This window comes from Mycobacterium sp. (assembly GCF_035633495.1).
Classification (GTDB): Bacteria; Actinomycetota; Actinomycetes; order Mycobacteriales; family Mycobacteriaceae; genus Mycobacterium.
Window position 1 is genome coordinate 35,329 of record NZ_DASQEU010000101.1, and the last position, 15,474, is coordinate 50,802.

General features: G+C 66.2%; 13 protein-coding genes and 1 other RNA gene. 9 read left to right on the plus strand and 5 right to left on the minus strand.

What is annotated here, in order from left to right:
* Nucleotides 1-107 precede the first annotated feature (107 nt).
* A complete protein-coding gene (locus VET27_RS15720) occupies nt 108-512 on the plus strand; it encodes an MmpS family transport accessory protein (RefSeq protein WP_526519795.1) in 405 nt (134 codons plus the stop codon).
* Nucleotides 509-3,409, plus strand: coding sequence for an MMPL/RND family transporter (locus VET27_RS15725; RefSeq protein ID WP_526519703.1), 2,901 nt, complete (start codon nt 509-511; stop codon nt 3,407-3,409). Before VET27_RS15720 ends, VET27_RS15725 begins: the two co-directional genes overlap by 4 nt.
* Here VET27_RS15725 and relB read toward each other — a convergent pair.
* The gene (gene relB, locus VET27_RS15730; protein ID WP_526519705.1) at nt 3,398-3,970 is read right to left on the minus strand and encodes a type II toxin-antitoxin system RelB family anti-toxin; all 573 of its coding nucleotides are present in this window, start codon (nt 3,968-3,970) and stop codon (nt 3,398-3,400) included. The genes VET27_RS15725 and relB overlap by 12 nt on opposite strands.
* A gap of 47 nt (nt 3,971-4,017) precedes the next feature.
* On the opposite strand from relB, the gene VET27_RS15735 reads away from it, so the two are divergent.
* Complete coding sequence (locus VET27_RS15735; protein WP_526519707.1) at nt 4,018-4,704, plus strand: class I SAM-dependent methyltransferase; 687 nt, start codon at nt 4,018-4,020, stop codon at nt 4,702-4,704.
* A 46-nt stretch (nt 4,705-4,750) separates the two neighbouring features.
* Here the strand turns inward: VET27_RS15735 and VET27_RS15740 are convergent, their stop codons facing one another.
* Entirely contained in the window at nt 4,751-5,170 is a 420-nt protein-coding gene (locus VET27_RS15740) for a VOC family protein (protein ID WP_526519709.1), read from the minus strand.
* A 10-nt stretch (nt 5,171-5,180) separates the two neighbouring features.
* Nucleotides 5,181-5,633: a helix-turn-helix domain-containing protein gene (locus VET27_RS15745; RefSeq protein ID WP_526519711.1), complete on the minus strand. Its 453-nt coding sequence runs from the start codon at nt 5,631-5,633 to the stop codon at nt 5,181-5,183.
* Between the two features lie 29 nt (nt 5,634-5,662).
* On the opposite strand from VET27_RS15745, the gene rnpB reads away from it, so the two are divergent.
* Nucleotides 5,663-6,061: RNase P RNA component class A (gene rnpB, locus VET27_RS15750), an RNA gene on the plus strand.
* Between the two features lie 13 nt (nt 6,062-6,074).
* Here the strand turns inward: rnpB and VET27_RS15755 are convergent.
* On the minus strand, nt 6,075-7,592 hold the full coding sequence (locus VET27_RS15755; RefSeq protein ID WP_526519713.1) for a CYTH and CHAD domain-containing protein: 1,518 nt from the start codon (nt 7,590-7,592) through the stop codon (nt 6,075-6,077).
* Between the two features lie 118 nt (nt 7,593-7,710).
* Between VET27_RS15755 and VET27_RS15760 the strand changes: the two genes are divergently transcribed.
* Nucleotides 7,711-8,490 (plus strand): enoyl-CoA hydratase/isomerase family protein, encoded by a 780-nt coding sequence (locus tag VET27_RS15760; protein WP_526519715.1) that lies wholly within the window; start codon nt 7,711-7,713, stop codon nt 8,488-8,490.
* A gap of 7 nt (nt 8,491-8,497) precedes the next feature.
* Here VET27_RS15760 and panB read toward each other — a convergent pair whose 3' ends face one another.
* Entirely contained in the window at nt 8,498-9,340 is an 843-nt protein-coding gene (gene panB, locus VET27_RS15765) for a 3-methyl-2-oxobutanoate hydroxymethyltransferase (protein ID WP_526519717.1), read from the minus strand.
* 155 nt (nt 9,341-9,495) lie between these two features.
* Here panB and VET27_RS15770 point away from each other — a divergent pair, with 155 nt between their 5' ends.
* From VET27_RS15770 to glnA, 4 genes are all read left to right on the plus strand, one after another.
* Nucleotides 9,496-10,887 (plus strand): WS/DGAT/MGAT family O-acyltransferase, encoded by a 1,392-nt coding sequence (locus VET27_RS15770; RefSeq protein WP_526519719.1) that lies wholly within the window; start codon nt 9,496-9,498, stop codon nt 10,885-10,887.
* Between the two features lie 45 nt (nt 10,888-10,932).
* Entirely contained in the window at nt 10,933-12,441 is a 1,509-nt protein-coding gene (locus VET27_RS15775; RefSeq protein WP_526519797.1) for an alpha/beta fold hydrolase, read from the plus strand.
* 122 nt (nt 12,442-12,563) lie between these two features.
* Nucleotides 12,564-14,084, plus strand: coding sequence for an alpha/beta fold hydrolase (locus VET27_RS15780; protein ID WP_526519721.1), 1,521 nt, complete (start codon nt 12,564-12,566; stop codon nt 14,082-14,084).
* A gap of 48 nt (nt 14,085-14,132) precedes the next feature.
* The gene (gene glnA, locus VET27_RS15785) at nt 14,133-15,473 is read left to right on the plus strand and encodes a type I glutamate--ammonia ligase (protein ID WP_526519723.1); all 1,341 of its coding nucleotides are present in this window, start codon (nt 14,133-14,135) and stop codon (nt 15,471-15,473) included.
* The last annotated feature ends 1 nt before the right edge of the window (nt 15,474 follow it).

The following is a 15,474-nucleotide window of genomic DNA, read 5'->3' on the forward strand; positions in this document are numbered from 1 at the left end:
CTTAGTCGAGCTAAGAATGGTTTCTTGTTAGCAGTGCCGTCTCGCGGCCGTCGAAAGGCTTAGTGGTGAAAAGGTTTTCGATCGGCAGCCTCGTCAAACGGCGTTGGATGGTGATCGTGGCGGTGATCGTCGTGGCGATGGTCGCCTTCAGCGTCTATCGGTTGCAGGGCATCTTCGGTTCCAACAATGCGGTGTCGAGGCCAAGTGCCGACTCCCTGGAGAACACCGGCTACAACCCCAAACGTGTCCTCTTCGAGGTCTTCGGAAGTCCTGGATCCGTGGCCACCATCAACTTCCTGGACGAAAACGCCCAGCCCCAGCGGGTCGACGACACGCCCCTTCCGTGGTCGCACACCTTGACCACCGATGACCCGACGCTCTTCGCGGACCTCCGCGCCCAGGGCGATTCAGCCAACATCACCTGTCGCATCACCGTCAACGGCATCGTCAAGGACGAAAGGTCCTCGAGCAACGTGAACGGATACATCGCCTGCCTGGACAAGTCCGCATGAGCGAGCACAGCGTCCAAGACTCGGCCCACGGTTCGCGGGTGGCGCGCACGATCCGTCGACTCGCCCTGCCCATCGTGCTGCTGTGGATCGCCGTCGCCGCGGTGACGAACATCGCCGCTCCCCAGCTGGAGGTCGTCGGCGCCGAGCGCTCGGTGTCGATGAACGCGCCCGATTCGCCGTCGATCGAAGCGATGAGGCACATCGGACAGAAGTTCGGTGAATTCGACTCCGACAGCGCGGCGATGATCGTGCTCGAGGGCGACCAGCCGCTGGGCGAGGACGCGCATCAGTTCTACGACACCCTGGTTCAGAAGTTGCAGAGGGACACCGCGCACGTCGAGCACGTGCAGGACTTCTGGGGAGATCCCCTGACGGCGGGCGGCGCGCAGAGCAAGGACGGCAAGGCCGCCCTCGTCCAGATCTACCTGCGTGGCAACCAGGGCGAGGCGCAGTCCAACCGGTCCGTGGACAGCATTCGCGAGATCGTGGCGGACACGCCGCCACCGGCGGGTGTCAGGGCTTACGTCACGGGTGCGGCGCCCTTGGTCACCGACAACTTCGAGGTGGGCAGCGAAGGCACCGAGAAAGTCACTCTCATAACCTTTCTCGTCATCGCGGTGATGTTGCTCATCGTCTACCGCTCGCTGGTCACCACGCTCATCATGCTCGTCGCGGTCCTCGTCGAACTGTCCGCCGCCCGAGGCGTGGTCGCCATGCTCGCGAACGAGGGCGTCATCGGCCTGTCCACGTACTCGACGAATTTGCTGACGCTACTGGCGATCGCCGCCGGCACCGACTACGCCATCTTCGTCGTCGGCCGCTACCACGAGGCTCGTCTCAGGGGACTGGACCGCGAAGCGGCGTACGACGACATGTTCGCCGGCACCGTGCACGTCATCGTCGGGTCGGGGCTGACCATCGCCGGGGCGGTGGCGTGCCTGTACTTCACCCGGCTGCCCTACTTTCAGACCCTGGGCGTCCCCGCCGCCATCGGCGTCCTGGTGACGCTCGCCGCCGCGCTCACCCTCGGGCCCGCCATCCTGGTGATCGGCAGCCGATTCGGGTTGTTGGAGCCGAAACGCAAAGCACGCGTTGGTGGATGGCGACGGACCGGCACGGCCATCGTCAGGTGGCCCGGTCCCATCCTCGTCGTATCGCTGGCGATCGCGCTGATCGGTCTGCTCGCCCTGCCGGGGTACAAGGTCAGCTACGACGCGCGCCCGTACCTACCTGCCTCGGCACCCGCCAACGTCGGTTACACGGCGGCTGAACGGCACTTCTCCGAGGCCCGGCTGAATCCCGAACTGTTGATGATCGAATCCGATCACGACATGCGAAATCCGGCGGACATGCTGATCCTCGAGCGCGTCGCGAAGGCCGTGCTACACACCCCCGGCATCGCCCTGGTGCAATCGATCACCCGGCCCCTGGGTACGCCAATTACCCACAGCTCCATACCGTTTCAGATCAGCGCATCCAGCGCCAGTCAGATCATGAATCTCAGCTACCAGCAAGCCAGAGCTGCGGACATCCTGAAACAGGTCGACCAGACCACCAAGTCGATCGACATCCTGCAACAACAGCTGGCGCTGCAGCAGGCCAGCGCCGCCGCGACCGACGAACAGACCAAGGCATTTCACGACACCGTCGAGACGGTCAACGAGGTGCGCAACAACATCGCCAACTTCGACGACTTCTTCCGGCCGCTGCGCAGCTACTTCTATTGGGAGCCACACTGCTTCGACATCCCCTCCTGCGCAGCGTTGAGATCGGTGTTCGACACGCTTGACGGCATCGACCAGCTCAGCGACAAGTTCGGGCAGATCACGGCGAGTTTGGACAAACTCAATGCCCTGCAACCACAACTCCTGGCTTTGTTGCCACCCCAGATCGCGATTCAGGAAGCCAACCGCGACCTGCTCCAGTCGAACTACGCCACCACGGCGGGCACCGACGCGCAGAGCCAGGAGGCGCTGAAGAACGCGACCGCACTCGGGCAGGCCTTCGACGACGCCAAGAACGACGACTCCTTCTACCTGCCTCCGGAGGCATTCGACAACGCGGACTTCAAGCGCGGCCTCAAGTTGTTCATGTCGCCCGACGGCAAGGCCGCGCGCATGACCATCACCCACGAGGGCACTCCCGCAAGCCCGGAGGGCATCTCGCACATCGACGCCATCAAGAACTCGGCGTTCGACGCCATCAAGGCGACCCCGTTGTCGGACGCCAAGGTCTACGTCGCCGGTACCGCCGCGACCTACAAGGACATCCAGGACGGTGCGAAGTACGACCTGCTGATCGCGGCGCTGGCCGCGATAGCGCTGATCCTGCTCATCATGATGTTCATCACCCGCAGTATCGTCGCCGCGATCGTCATCGTGGGTACGGTCGTGCTGTCGCTGGGCGCCTCGTTCGGGCTCGCAGTCCTGGTGTGGCAGTACATCTTCGGCATTCAATTGTACTGGATCGTGCAGGCGTTGGCCGTGATTCTGCTGCTGGCGGTGGGCGCCGACTACAACCTGCTGCTGATATCCCGGTTCAAGGAGGAGATCGGGGCAGGACTAAACACCGGCATCATCCGCGCGATGGCGGGCACCGGTGGGGTCGTCACTGCGGCCGGCCTGGTGTTCGCCGGCACCATGTCCTCGTTCGTCTTCAGCGATCTGGTGGTCCTCGGCCAGATCGGCACCACCATCGGCCTGGGGCTGCTGTTCGACACGCTGATCGTGCGGTCGTTCATGACACCGTCCATCGCAGCCCTTCTCGGCCGCTGGTTCTGGTGGCCGCTGAACGTGCGCACTCGCCCGGCCAGCCAGATGCTGCAGCCTTACGGTTCCCGCATCTCCGTTCGACGACTGCTCGCGCCTGAAAACAAGGACGCCGGGTCAGGAGTGTAGGTGTAGCCGTTCGCCGTGCGGGCCGAAGATGGCCACGGCCTCCACGGCTTCGTCGACCGCGCCGAACCAGTGCGGTGTCCACGTCGAGAACTCAACGGCCTCACCGGGTTTGATGGTGAAGTCGCGGTCGGCGAGAATCAGGCGCATGCGGCCGGAGAGCACGTAGATCCAGTCCTGACCGTCGTGCACCGGGAGCTCCTCAGGTGGGGTGCGTCTGCGCGCACTCACGCGGATCTTGAAGGCGTGCAGGCCGGCAGCCGGGCCGTTGTGCGTGAGCGGCCAGTACGTCACGCCGTGGCGGGTTTGCGATGCACCCTTCACCCGCGGGTCCTCGGCGTCGGGCGCACGCAACAGGTCGTCGGTGCTCACCGACAGGGCCGCCGCAAGTCGCGGTAGGTGATCGAGTGCAAGCCTGCGCTTGCCCGACTCGAGCCGACTCAACGTCGAGACGTCGATGTCGGCCCGGGTCGCGACCTCGTCGAGGGTCAGCCCTTGCTGAGTGCGCAATTCGCGCAGCCGTCGCCTGACCCGGAGGTCGACGTCGTCGGTCTTTGCCTGCATGGCAAAAGATGTTGGCAGATTGCGCCATGGTCGGCAAGGTGGTTCCCATGGAGTCCTCGATGCACGACCAAGACGTGACCGATCCGAGCAGGTCGGCTAGGGAGTACTGGGAAGCGCACTACGCCGAGCGCGAGCGCATCTGGAGTGGCCGGGTCAACGCCCACTTCGCCGACGTCGTCTCGGATTTGCCGCCAGGGCGTGCGCTGGATCTGGGTTGCGGTGAGGGCGGCGACGCCGTCTGGTTGGCCGAGCGCGGTTGGCAGGTGACGGCAGTAGACATCTCCGAGACGGCGATGAAACGTGCTGCCGAGGAGGCCCGCGCCCGAGGAGTGTTGGACCGCATCGAGTTTCAGCGGCACGACTTGTCCGACAGCTTTCCCGACGGGACCTATGACCTGATCTCGGCGCAGTTCCTGCACTCGACGGTGCGACTCGAGCGGCCCCAGATCCTGCGCAACGCCGCCAACGCCGTGGCGCCAGGTGGTCATCTCGTCATCGTCGACCACGGGGGGATGCCACCATGGGCGACGAAGGTGCCGCACGACCACCCGTTCCCAAGCGCCGAAGCAGTGCTCGCCGACCTCGATCTGCCCTCGACCGAATGGGACCGCGTCCGAGTCGACGCCGTCGACCGGACGGCCACGAGCCCCGACGGTGAGGTCGTGACACTGCAGGACAGCGTGATGGTTCTTCGGCGTCGTGAGTCCCGCGCCCACTCTGCGGCTAGGGCCTAGAAGTGCGAGTGGCGGCCGCCGCCGACGCAGAGTCGAGCGCGTCGCCCTAGGGATTGAGCTGGGTGAGCCGCACGCTGTTGCCCGAAGGGTCCCGGAAGCCCGAATCGATTCCGTACGGCATCTGGTTGGGCGGTTCGGTGAACTCGACGCCGCGTGCCGTCAGTTCCTCGTAGCTGGCCTGCGCGTCGTCGGTGATCAGGAACACCGTGCCCGCGAAACCCTTCGCCGTCAGATCGAGCACCTGGACGCGGGTGTCCTCGTCCATCACCGGTGCGCCGGGGACGGCCATCAGCACGATGCTGACGTCGTCCTGCCCGGGTGGGCCGACGGTCAACCACCTAAAGTCGCCCATCTCCTCCGGGAACGACACGTCCTCCCGGATCTCCATGCCGACCTTCTCGGTCCAGAATTCGAGCGCGGCTGCCTGATCGTGAACCCACAGGTGGGCACTTCCAATTCTCATCACGCGGTCGACGCTACGACGGGTTACCGCCGACCGTCTTCTCCCCGTGTGCTGTCTTCACTCGACTGTCGGCGGGCGGTCGAGTGTCCCGCTGGAGAATGCAACTCGGCACCCGGACGCGAGTGGCCGCGGGTGGCAGGCTGGCGCGGTACGCCGCAGGAGGTTTCCCGTACGCCCGGGCGAAGCTGGTGGTGAACGAGCCGACGCTCTGCAGGCCGACCAGAACGCAGATGTCAGCCACCGACCGGTCGGTGTACCGCAGCAGCGCCGCGGCACGCTCCAACCGGCGGGTCTGCAGATACGCTCGCGGCGATTCGCCGAACGTCCTGGTGAACATGCGCGAGAAGTGGGCGCGAGACAGACCCGCAGCGGCGGCGAGATCGTCCACGGTGATCGGCTCCGCGTATCGCGCGTCGACGAAGTCCCTGGCGCGAAGCAGATACCGGGCCGGTGGCAGCCTTGCCATGCGTCTCAGAGTACGGTGATCAGCGCGGACGAGTTGGCCGGGCGGCCGCGGCGTTCAGGTTCGCCTGAACGTCGAGGAAAGTCCGGACTTCACAGAGCAGGGTGATTGCCAACGGCAATCCGAGGTGACTCGCGGGACAGTGCCACAGAGAACAGACCGCCACCCGTGCGGTGGTAAGGGTGAAACGGTGCGGTAAGAGCGCACCAGCACTCCGGGTGACCGGAGTGGCTAGGCAAACCCCACCCGAAGCAAGGCCAAGAAGGTCGCAACCTGGTTGCGGCTGCGCAGACGTTCGAGGGCTGCTCGCCCGAGCCTGCGGGTAGGCCGCTCGAGGCACCCGGTGACGGTGTGTCCAGATGGATGGTCGCCGCCGCGCCGCCAGTCATGGCGGCGCGGAACAGAATCCGGCTTACAGGCCAACTCGTCCGCCTCGCCCGGCGGCTACTCGGCTGCGCGCGCTGCTTTCTTCAGTTGCTTGAGCGCACGGCCGAGCTGCTCCTCGGACTGCCGGGCGACCTCCGATTCACGTTGGTGGAGCACACCGTAGGTGAACGTGTCCTCCGCGGTCGCGTGGGCGACGATGGCCTCTTGCGCCAGGTGCGTCCGGCTGACGACGCTGTCGTGATGGTCGCCGAGCAGCGATTGAATCGCCTTGGCCATCTCGGCGACCTTGTCCTCGCCTAGGGCGGACGCCGTATAGCGAAGTTGCTTGGCCCGCTTGCGGATCTTGTGCAGCGCCTCGTCGGCTTCCTTGGCCGAGACGTCGGGGTCCGCGGCGGCAGCGTCGGATTTCTTCGCGGCCTTGCGGACCGTCGCGTAAGCCGCGCCGACGGTCACCTGCTCGGGTTCCGTGCCCGCCTCCAACGACGGCGCCTCCGCGGCGATGAGCGCCTCCAAGCCGTCGAGCAACCGGAAGTAACGCTCCGACCTCATCGCCACGAGCGAACGCTTCCAGCCGGCGTGATAGCGCCGCTTGGCGCCCTCGACGAGACGTTCGCGCACCGGGCCCCGGACCAGTTCGGCGGGCAGTTGGTCGAGCGCGTTCTCGTACTTCTCGGCGAGCACCTCGGCGTCGCGCGCCACCCCGAGAATTCCGGCCAGCTGCTTGAGCTCCTCCAGGATCCACGAGTCGTCGGCAATCCCGAACGAGTCCTCCGATGCGCGCAGAAGGCTGCGAATCTTGCGGGTCACCACCCGCATCTGGTGCACGGAGTCCCAGGCGTCGGCACGCACGGCCCTGTCCCAGACCAACAGTTCCTCGATCAGTTCCGCGACGGCGCCGTGCACCGGGTCATTGGCCCGCGGCTTTGCCGCCTGCGGCGTGGTTCCCAGTACCTTGGCCAGCTTCGAGCCGTGACCGGCGGGTTCGGCGCCTGCATCGAAGAGTCGGTTGGAGAGCCGGTCGAGAAGTGCGGAATCGCTTTCGGAGCCGGCGTTCTCGACGAGTTCGAGTTCCCACTCCCGCCACTCCTGAGGTTCCCCGTCACCTTCCGCCGAGGCGTGCACCGTGTCATCGCAGAACTCGGCAAGTGCTGCGCCGTCGTGCCCGTGTAGGACGTCGACGGTACGGCTGGTGGAGATCCGCGCCACTGGGCGCAGTGGTCGGTCCCGCACGATCGCGAGCACGACGTCGCGCAGTTCGACGGGAACCGTGTCGTCGGGAGCTCCCGAATCGCCGAGCGGGGTGCGGACCTCGGTCCTGGCGTCGGCCCCGGCCGGGAGTTTGAGGTGCCAGCCCGCGTCGGGTCCACCGGTGCGGCGGCGCAACGTGACCCGGCGCGCGGCGAGGTCCTGATCCGGGGTGTCGAAGTACACGGCGTCGAGTTGTTGCACGGGTGAGCGTTCCACCTTCGCGACCGAGGAAAGCCCCTCGAACGACGGGGAGACGGTGCCCTCGACGACCGCGAACTTGCGCTCGATCTCCGTATGGCGCGACGGCTTGCGCTTGTCAGCTGGCATCTTCACCTTCAGTTGGCAGGTCTTCGTTTCGTTGAATTGTGAACAGGCTGCCACATCGAAGTGAACGGAGGACGACGCGAGCCGTGGGCGGGGCACGCCCGTGCGATAGCGTCTCGCCATGACCGATTTCGAAACGCTGAAGTTCGCGGAGTCCGGCCTCATGACCAGCATCGTTCTCGATCGGCCCGACGCCGCAAATGGGATGAACGACACGTTGACCCGGGAGCTCGCCGAGGCCGCGGCGCTGTGTGACACGGCGTCCACGAAGGTGGTCACCCTCACCGGCGCAGGCAAGTTCTTCAGTGCGGGTGGAGATCTCAAGGCGATGGCGGCGGCTTCGAGTGCGGGAGCGTTCGTCAAGGGCATCGCCGACGACCTGCACCGCGCGCTGTCGACGTTCGCCCGGATGGACGCGATCTTGATCACGGCCGTCAACGGTGTGGCAGCGGGAGCGGGCTTTCCGCTGGGGGTGTCCGGGGACCTGGTCCTCGCGGCCGAGTCGGCGTCGTTCACGATGGCCTACACGAAGGTGGGCCTGAGCCCGGATGGCAGCTCGTCCTATCTGCTGCCGCGCCTGATCGGTTTGCGCAAGACCCAGGAGTTGATGATCACCAACCGCGTGCTGTCGGCCACCGAGGCAGCGCAGTGGGGTCTGGTCACCACCGTCGTGCCCGATGCGGAACTGCCCGCCAAGATGGACGAGCTCGCCACCCGAGTTGCTTCTGGCGCAAGGCATTCGCACTCCGCCGTCAAGAAGCTGTTGCTGACGACATATGGCGCAGGCTACGAGGAGCAGATGGAGCTCGAGGCAAGGCTGATCGCGGCCAGTGCCTCGTCGGCCGACGGGAAGGAAGGCATCGCCGCCTTCCTGGGCAAGCGCAAACCCGAGTTCCCCTGAGGGCCCGCTAGAAGGAGTGTTCCTCGGCGGGAAACGCTCCCGTCGCCACGTCGGCCGCGTACTGCGTTGCCGCGCGGCGCAATTCGCCGCCGACGTCGCCGAAGCGCTTGACGAACTTCGCCGTCCTGCCCGCGGTCATGCCCGCCATGTCCTGCCAGACCAGCACCTGCGCGTCGCAGTTGGGTCCGGCGCCGATGCCGACCGTCGGAATGGTCAGCTTCCCGGTGATCTGCGTGGCCAACTCGGCGGGCACCATCTCGAGCACGACGGCGATCGCGCCGGCCTCGTCAACTGCGATGGCGTCATGGATGGTCTGCTCCGCGGCGTCGCCCCGGCCCTGCACGCGGAAGCCGCCGAGTCCGTTGACGCTCTGTGGAGTGAAGCCGATGTGGGCCACCACCGGGATGCCAGCCTGGGTCAGTGTCGCAATCTGGTCGGCCACCCGCTCGCCGCCCTCGAGCTTGACCGCTGCCGCGCCGGTCTCCTTCATGAAACGGGTGGCGGTGGCCAGTGCCTGTTGCGGTCCTGCCTCATAGCTGCCGAACGGAAGGTCGGCGACCACCAGCGCGTGCGGTGCGCCGCGCACCACGCCGCGCACGAGGGGAATCAGTTCGTCGGCCGTCACCGGCACGGTGGTGTCGTAGCCGTAGACCACGTTGGCCGCGGAGTCACCCACCAGCAGCACGGGGATCTCGGCGTCGTCGAAGACTCGGGCGGTGGAGTAATCGTAGGCCGTCAACATCGACCACTTGTGGCCCTCGGCCTTCCACTTCTGCAAGTGATGGGTGCGGACCTTGGTCCGTGGCTTGGAGGCGTCGGTGACAGCACCGTAAACCGTCTGCTCAGACATCATTGTCCCTAATCTCGCCGGTTCGATCCTCGAGGCCCATCCGGGTCCCCGGGTCGTCTGACACGTCAAGTGTGTCACCCCGGCCGCCGAAGGTGAACCTTCGGTGAAGTGCAGTTCCTCACACCTGGGCACGTGGCGGGCCTAACATCGGCGACATGCAAAGGCTCAGCGGACTCGACGCCAGCTTCCTCTACCTCGAAACCGCTGCGCAGCCACTGCACGTGTGCTCGATCCTGGAGATCGACACCTCCACCATTCCCGGCGGATACACGTTCGACCGCATGCGCGATGCCCTCAGCCTGCGCATCAAGGCGATGCCCGAGTTCCGGGAGAAGCTCGCCGACAACCGATTCAACCTCGATCACCCGGTGTGGATGGAGGACAAGGACTTCGACGTCGACCGGCACCTGCATCGCATCGGGCTTCCGTCACCGGGTGGCCGCGTCGAACTGGGTGAGATCTGCGGACACATCGCCTCGCTGACCCTCGACCGCAGCAGGCCGCTGTGGGAGATGTGGATCATCGAGAACGTCGCGGGCACCGATGCGCACGACGGCGGCAGGCTCGCGGTGCTGACCAAGGTGCACCACGCCGGCGTGGACGGCGTCACCGGCGCGAACCTGATGTCGCAGCTGTGCACCACCGAGGCCGACGCGCCGCCCCCCGATCCGGTCGAGGGAGTCGGCGGAGGATCGGATCTCGAAATCGCGGTCGGCGGCGCCATCAAGTACGCCACCCGTCCACTGAAGCTGGTGAACGTGCTGCCCTCCACGCTCTCTACGGTGGTGGACACCGTCAAACGGGCGCGCAGCGGGCTGACCATGGCGGCCCCGTTCACGGCACCGAAGACGAGGTTCAACGACACCGTCACCAGTCACCGCAACGTCGCGTTCGCGCAACTGGACCTCGAGGACATCAAGACCGTCAAGAACCACTTCGGCGTCAAGGTCAACGACGTGGTCATGGCCTTGGTGGCGGGAGTGTTGCGGCGGTATCTCATCGACCGTGACGAACTCCCCGACAGCACGCTGGTGGCGATGGTCCCGGTGTCGGTGCACGACAAGTCGGATCGACCGGGCCGCAACCAGGTGTCGGGCATGTTCTCCAGCCTGCAGACCGACATCGAAGATCCGGGTGAGCGACTGAAGGCGATCGCCGATGCGAATTCCGTTGCCAAACAACACAGTGCGGCGATCGGGGCGACGCTCCTGCAGGACTGGTCGCAGTTCGCGGCACCCGCGGTGTTCGGCGTCGCGATGCGCGTCTACGCATCCAGTCGGCTGACGAGTGCCCTGCCCGTGCACAATCTGGTCGTGTCCAACGTGCCGGGACCACAGGTGCCGCTGTACTTCCTGGGTGCACAGGTCAAGGCCATGTACCCACTCGGGCCGATCTTCCACGGCTCCGGGCTGAACATCACCGTGATGTCGCTCAACGGCACACTCGACGTCGGCCTGATCTCGTGCCCCGAATTGCTGCCCGACCTGTGGGACATGGCCGACGACTTCGAGGTCGCACTCAAGGAGTTGCTAAACGCCACGCGGTAGTGCTCTCAACTGGGCCGACGAGGCTGCATGGCAGCATGGACAGCCATGAACCTCAGACGCGGGGTCCTGGCGGCCGCCATGGTGGTGCTGCTGGTGGCGGGCTGCAGCAGATTGGTCGATGGGCGCGGCGTCATCGCCACCCCCAGGCCGGGGACACCGCTCGACTGGTCGCAGTGCGATCTCGCGTCGTCGGACGTCCGCATCCCCGCGGGTGCCGAATGCGGAATGCTTTCGGTCCCGGTCGATTACACCAAGCCTGACGGTGCCGTCGCGCGGATCGCCATGATCCGGTTCAAGGCCACCGGGGACAAGATCGGCTCACTGATCGTGAACCCCGGCGGACCCGGTGAGTCCGGTGTCCAGGCGGCTGCCTCGCTGGTGGGCGCCATGCCCGAATCCGTCCGGCAGGGCTTCGACCTCGTCGGCTTCGATCCTCGCGGCGTGGGAGCGTCGACTCCCGCGGTGTGGTGCAACTCGGATGCCGAGAACGACAAGCTCAGGGCGGACCCGGAGGTCGACTACACGCCGGAGGGTGTCGCCCACATCGAGTCGGAGACCAAGGACTTCGTCTCACGCTGTGTCGAGAAGATGGGCGACGAGTTCCTCGCCAACGTCGGAACGGTAAGCGTGGTAAAGGATCTCGATGCCATCCGCGCCGCGCTCGGCGACCAGAAGCTGACGTACCTCGGCTACTCGTACGGCACCCGCATCGGATCGGCGTATGCGGAGGCCTACCCGCAGAACGTGCGCGCGATGATCCTCGACGGCGCCGTCGACCCCAACGCCGACCCGGTCGAGGCGGACATCCGACAGGCGGCCGCATTCCAGACCGCGTTCAACGACTACGCGGCGGACTGTGCGAAGAGCCCGAACTGTCCGCTCGGCACCGATCCGGCCAAGGCCGTCGACGTCTACAAGAGCCTCGTCGAACCGTTGGTCGAGAACCCCGCCAAGACCAACGACCCGCGCGGACTGAGCTACAGCGACTCCGTCGTCGGCACCATCCTGCCGCTGTATTCGCCCAACCTCTGGCGCCACCTCACGCAGGGCCTTTCCGAGTTGAAGAGGGGCTCCGGTGACACCATGTTGGCGTTGGCTGACCTGTACATGGGGCGCGACGAGCAGGGGCACTACAACAATTCGACCGACGTACGCGTGGCGGTCAACTGTGTCGACGAGCCGCCGATCACCGATCGCAAGACGGTCATCGACGAGGACCGCCGCGCCCGCGAGGTTGCGCCGTTCATGAGCTACGGGCAGTTTACCGGGCACGCGCCGCTGAGCACCTGTGCGTTCTGGCCGGTTCCCGCGACGTCCAAGCCGCACCAGATCGAGGTCGCGGGCCTACCGCCCGTTCTGGTGGTGTCCACGACGAACGATCCCGCCACGCCGTACCAGGCCGGCGTCGACCTGGCCAAGCAACTCGGCGGGTCGCTGCTGACGTTCCAGGGCACCCAGCACACGGTGGTCTTCCAGGGCAACGCCTGCGTCGACGACATCGCTGCCAAATACCTGATCGACGTGGTGGTACCACCGCCGAACTCCACGTGCTGACGAGTCAAGTACGCCAAGCGGATTCGGTCTAGGTCACCATCGGATCACCGTCTGGTTGCCGAGTAGTCTCTGCCGACACTCGGCAGCTGCCTCGAAGCGCCGCGCGTGCAAACATATTCGCCATGTGGTTGGTGGGCAGGCTGATCGCGGCGCTGCTCGCAATCCTGGTGACGTCCACCTCCACCGGTCCCACGGCGTGGGCGTCACCCGAGGTGCAGCCCACGCTCCAGTACGGCCAGCCACCGGTGTGGGGCAGCTGCGCCGACTTCCTCGGTTCCGCCACCACCGTTCCCAGTGCGCACTGCGGGATGATCAGCGTGCCCGTGGACTACGCGAAACCCGATGGGCTCCAAGCTCGATTGGCGGTCATCCGGGTGCCGGCCAGCGGTGACCGAATTGGAACGCTCATGGTCAACCCGGGTGGTCCCGGGGCCTCGGCCGTCGACACCGTCGCCGGGATGGCGGCCAGCCTCGGCGATACCGACGTCGGCCGTCGCTTCGATCTGGTCGGGTTCGACCCACGCGGCGTCGGCCACTCCACCCCGCAGGTGCGCTGCCGCAGCGACGCCGAGTTCGACGCCTACCGCCGCGAACCGATGACGGACTACAGCGCCGCCGGCGTCGCCCACATCGAGCAGATCTACCAGCAGATCGCGCAGAACTGCGTCGACCGGACCGGACGGGACTTCCTGGCCAACGTCGGCACGGCCTCCACCGCGCGCGACATGGACGTCGTCCGCGCCGCGTTGGGGGAGAGCCAGATCAACTACCTCGGCTACTCCTACGGAACCGAACTCGGCGCCAAGTACGCCGAACGGTTCGGTGACCGCGTGCGTGCCATGGTGCTCGATGGCGCCGTCGACCCGAGTTCGGATCCCATCGCGGAGAACATCCGTCAGCTGGCGGGCTTCCAGACGGCGTTCGACGACTACGCCGCTGATTGCGCCCAGTCGATCGACTGCCCGCTGGGTCAGGACCCGTCGCAGTTCGTCGCGCGGTATCACCAGCTGGTGGACCCGCTGGTCGAACGGCCCGGGCCCACGTCGGACCCGCGGGGACTGAGCTACCAGGACGCCATCACCGGCACGGTCAACGCGCTCTACACCCAGCGCTACTGGAAGTTCCTCACCAGTGGCCTGCTGGGCCTGCAACGCGGCACCGACGCCGGTGACCTGTTGTTGCTGGCCGACGATTACCAGGAGCGCGACACCGCCGGGCACTACTCCAATCAACAGGACGCGTTCACCGCGATCCGTTGCGTGGATTCGCCCTACCCGACCGACCCGGCGGTGTGGGCCGAGGCCGACCGCCAGGCTCGGGCGGCGGCGCCGTTCATGGCCTACGGCGAGTTCACCGGACTGGCACCCCGAGACGCCTGCGCCATGTGGCCGGTGCCTCCGACCTCGACGCCCCAGGGCGTCACGTCGCCAGGACCGGGCAAGGTCGTCGTCGTGTCGACGACGCACGATCCCGCGACGCCGTACCAGGCCGGCGTGGATCTAGCGCGCGAAATGGATGCGTCGCTGATCACGTTCGACGGCACGCAGCACACCGTGGTCTTCAACGGGGACGCCTGCGTCGATTCCGCGGTCGTCGCCTTCCTCGTCGATTCGGTCCCGCCGCCGGACGGTCTGCAGTGTTAGCAGCAGGCGTGTAACACGGAATTAACAGCCGGTGCCTACGCTTCGCACATGGATCGGCAGAAGGAATTCGTGCTCCGGACGCTCGAGGAGCGTGACATTCGGTTCGTGCGGCTGTGGTTCACCGACGTGCTCGGATACCTCAAGTCCGTCGCGATCGCGCCGGCTGAATTAGAGGGTGCGTTCGAAGAGGGCATCGGTTTCGACGGTTCGTCGATCGAGGGCTTTGCCCGGGTGTCGGAATCCGACACCGTCGCCCGCCCCGATCCGTCCACCTTCCAGGTGCTGCCGTGGACGACGAGCGGGGGCAAACACCACTCCGCCCGAATGTTCTGCGACATCACCATGCCCGACGGATCACCCTCCTGGGCGGACTCGCGGCACGTGCTCCGACGGCAGCTGGCCAAGGCGAGCGATCTCGGCTTCTCCTGCTACGTACACCCGGAAATCGAGTTCTTCCTGCTGCAGCCCGGCCCGTACGACGGCTCCGAACCCGTACCCGCCGACAACGGCGGCTACTTCGACCAGGCCGTACACGACTCGGCGCCCAACTTCCGTCGCCACGCGATCGACGCGCTGGAGGCGATGGGCATCTCGGTGGAGTTCAGCCACCACGAGGGCGCGCCGGGCCAGCAGGAGATCGACCTGCGTTACGCCGACGCCCTGTCGATGGCCGACAACGTGATGACGTTCCGATACGTCGTGAAGGAGGTTGCGCTCAACGAGGGCGTGCGCGCGTCCTTCATGCCCAAGCCGTTCAGCGAGTACCCCGGCTCGGCGATGCACACCCACATGAGCCTGTTCGAGGGTGACACCAACGCCTTCCACACTCCCGACGACCCGCTACAGCTGTCGGCAGTCGGCAAGTCGTTCATCGCCGGAATCCTCGAGCACGCCAGCGAGATCAGCGCCGTCACCAATCAGTGGGTCAACTCGTACAAGCGGTTGGTCCACGGCGGCGAGGCGCCGACCGCAGCCTCCTGGGGTGCGGCCAACCGGTCCGCCCTCGTCCGGGTGCCCATGTACACGCCGCGCAAGGCGTCGTCACGACGCATCGAGGTCCGAAGCCCCGATTCGGCCTGCAACCCGTATCTGGCCTTCGCCGTTCTCTTGGCGGCGGGCATGCGCGGTGTCGAGAAGAACTACGTGCTCGGGCCGCAGGCCGAGGACAACGTCTGGACTCTGACCCCCGAGGAACGCCGCGCCATGGGTTACAAGGAACTGCCGGGCAGCCTCGGCGTCGCCCTCGGCGAGATGGAGAACTCCGAACTGGTCGCCGAAGCGCTCGGCGAGCACGTCTTCGACTTCTTCCTGCGCAACAAGCGCGCCGAATGGGAGACCTACCGCAGCAACGTCACGCCGTACGAGCTGAAGGCGTACCTGTCTCTGTAGG

Excerpts from the sequence above, each read along its gene's own strand:
- VET27_RS15720 (WP_526519795.1), top strand. The coding sequence starts at position 108 with ATGGTGATCGTGGCGGTGATCGTCGTGGCGATGGTCGCCTTCAGCGTC.
- VET27_RS15725 (WP_526519703.1), top strand. The coding sequence starts at position 509 with ATGAGCGAGCACAGCGTCCAAGACTCGGCCCACGGTTCGCGGGTGGCG.
- relB (WP_526519705.1), bottom strand. The coding sequence starts at position 3,970 with ATGCAGGCAAAGACCGACGACGTCGACCTCCGGGTCAGGCGACGGCTG.
- VET27_RS15735 (WP_526519707.1), top strand. The coding sequence starts at position 4,018 with ATGGAGTCCTCGATGCACGACCAAGACGTGACCGATCCGAGCAGGTCG.
- VET27_RS15745 (WP_526519711.1), bottom strand. The coding sequence starts at position 5,633 with ATGGCAAGGCTGCCACCGGCCCGGTATCTGCTTCGCGCCAGGGACTTC.
- VET27_RS15755 (WP_526519713.1), bottom strand. The coding sequence starts at position 7,592 with ATGCCAGCTGACAAGCGCAAGCCGTCGCGCCATACGGAGATCGAGCGC.
- VET27_RS15760 (WP_526519715.1), top strand. The coding sequence starts at position 7,711 with ATGACCGATTTCGAAACGCTGAAGTTCGCGGAGTCCGGCCTCATGACC.
- panB (WP_526519717.1), bottom strand. The coding sequence starts at position 9,340 with ATGTCTGAGCAGACGGTTTACGGTGCTGTCACCGACGCCTCCAAGCCA.
- VET27_RS15770 (WP_526519719.1), top strand. The coding sequence starts at position 9,496 with ATGCAAAGGCTCAGCGGACTCGACGCCAGCTTCCTCTACCTCGAAACC.
- VET27_RS15775 (WP_526519797.1), top strand. The coding sequence starts at position 10,933 with ATGAACCTCAGACGCGGGGTCCTGGCGGCCGCCATGGTGGTGCTGCTG.
- VET27_RS15780 (WP_526519721.1), top strand. The coding sequence starts at position 12,564 with ATGTGGTTGGTGGGCAGGCTGATCGCGGCGCTGCTCGCAATCCTGGTG.
- glnA (WP_526519723.1), top strand. The coding sequence starts at position 14,133 with ATGGATCGGCAGAAGGAATTCGTGCTCCGGACGCTCGAGGAGCGTGAC.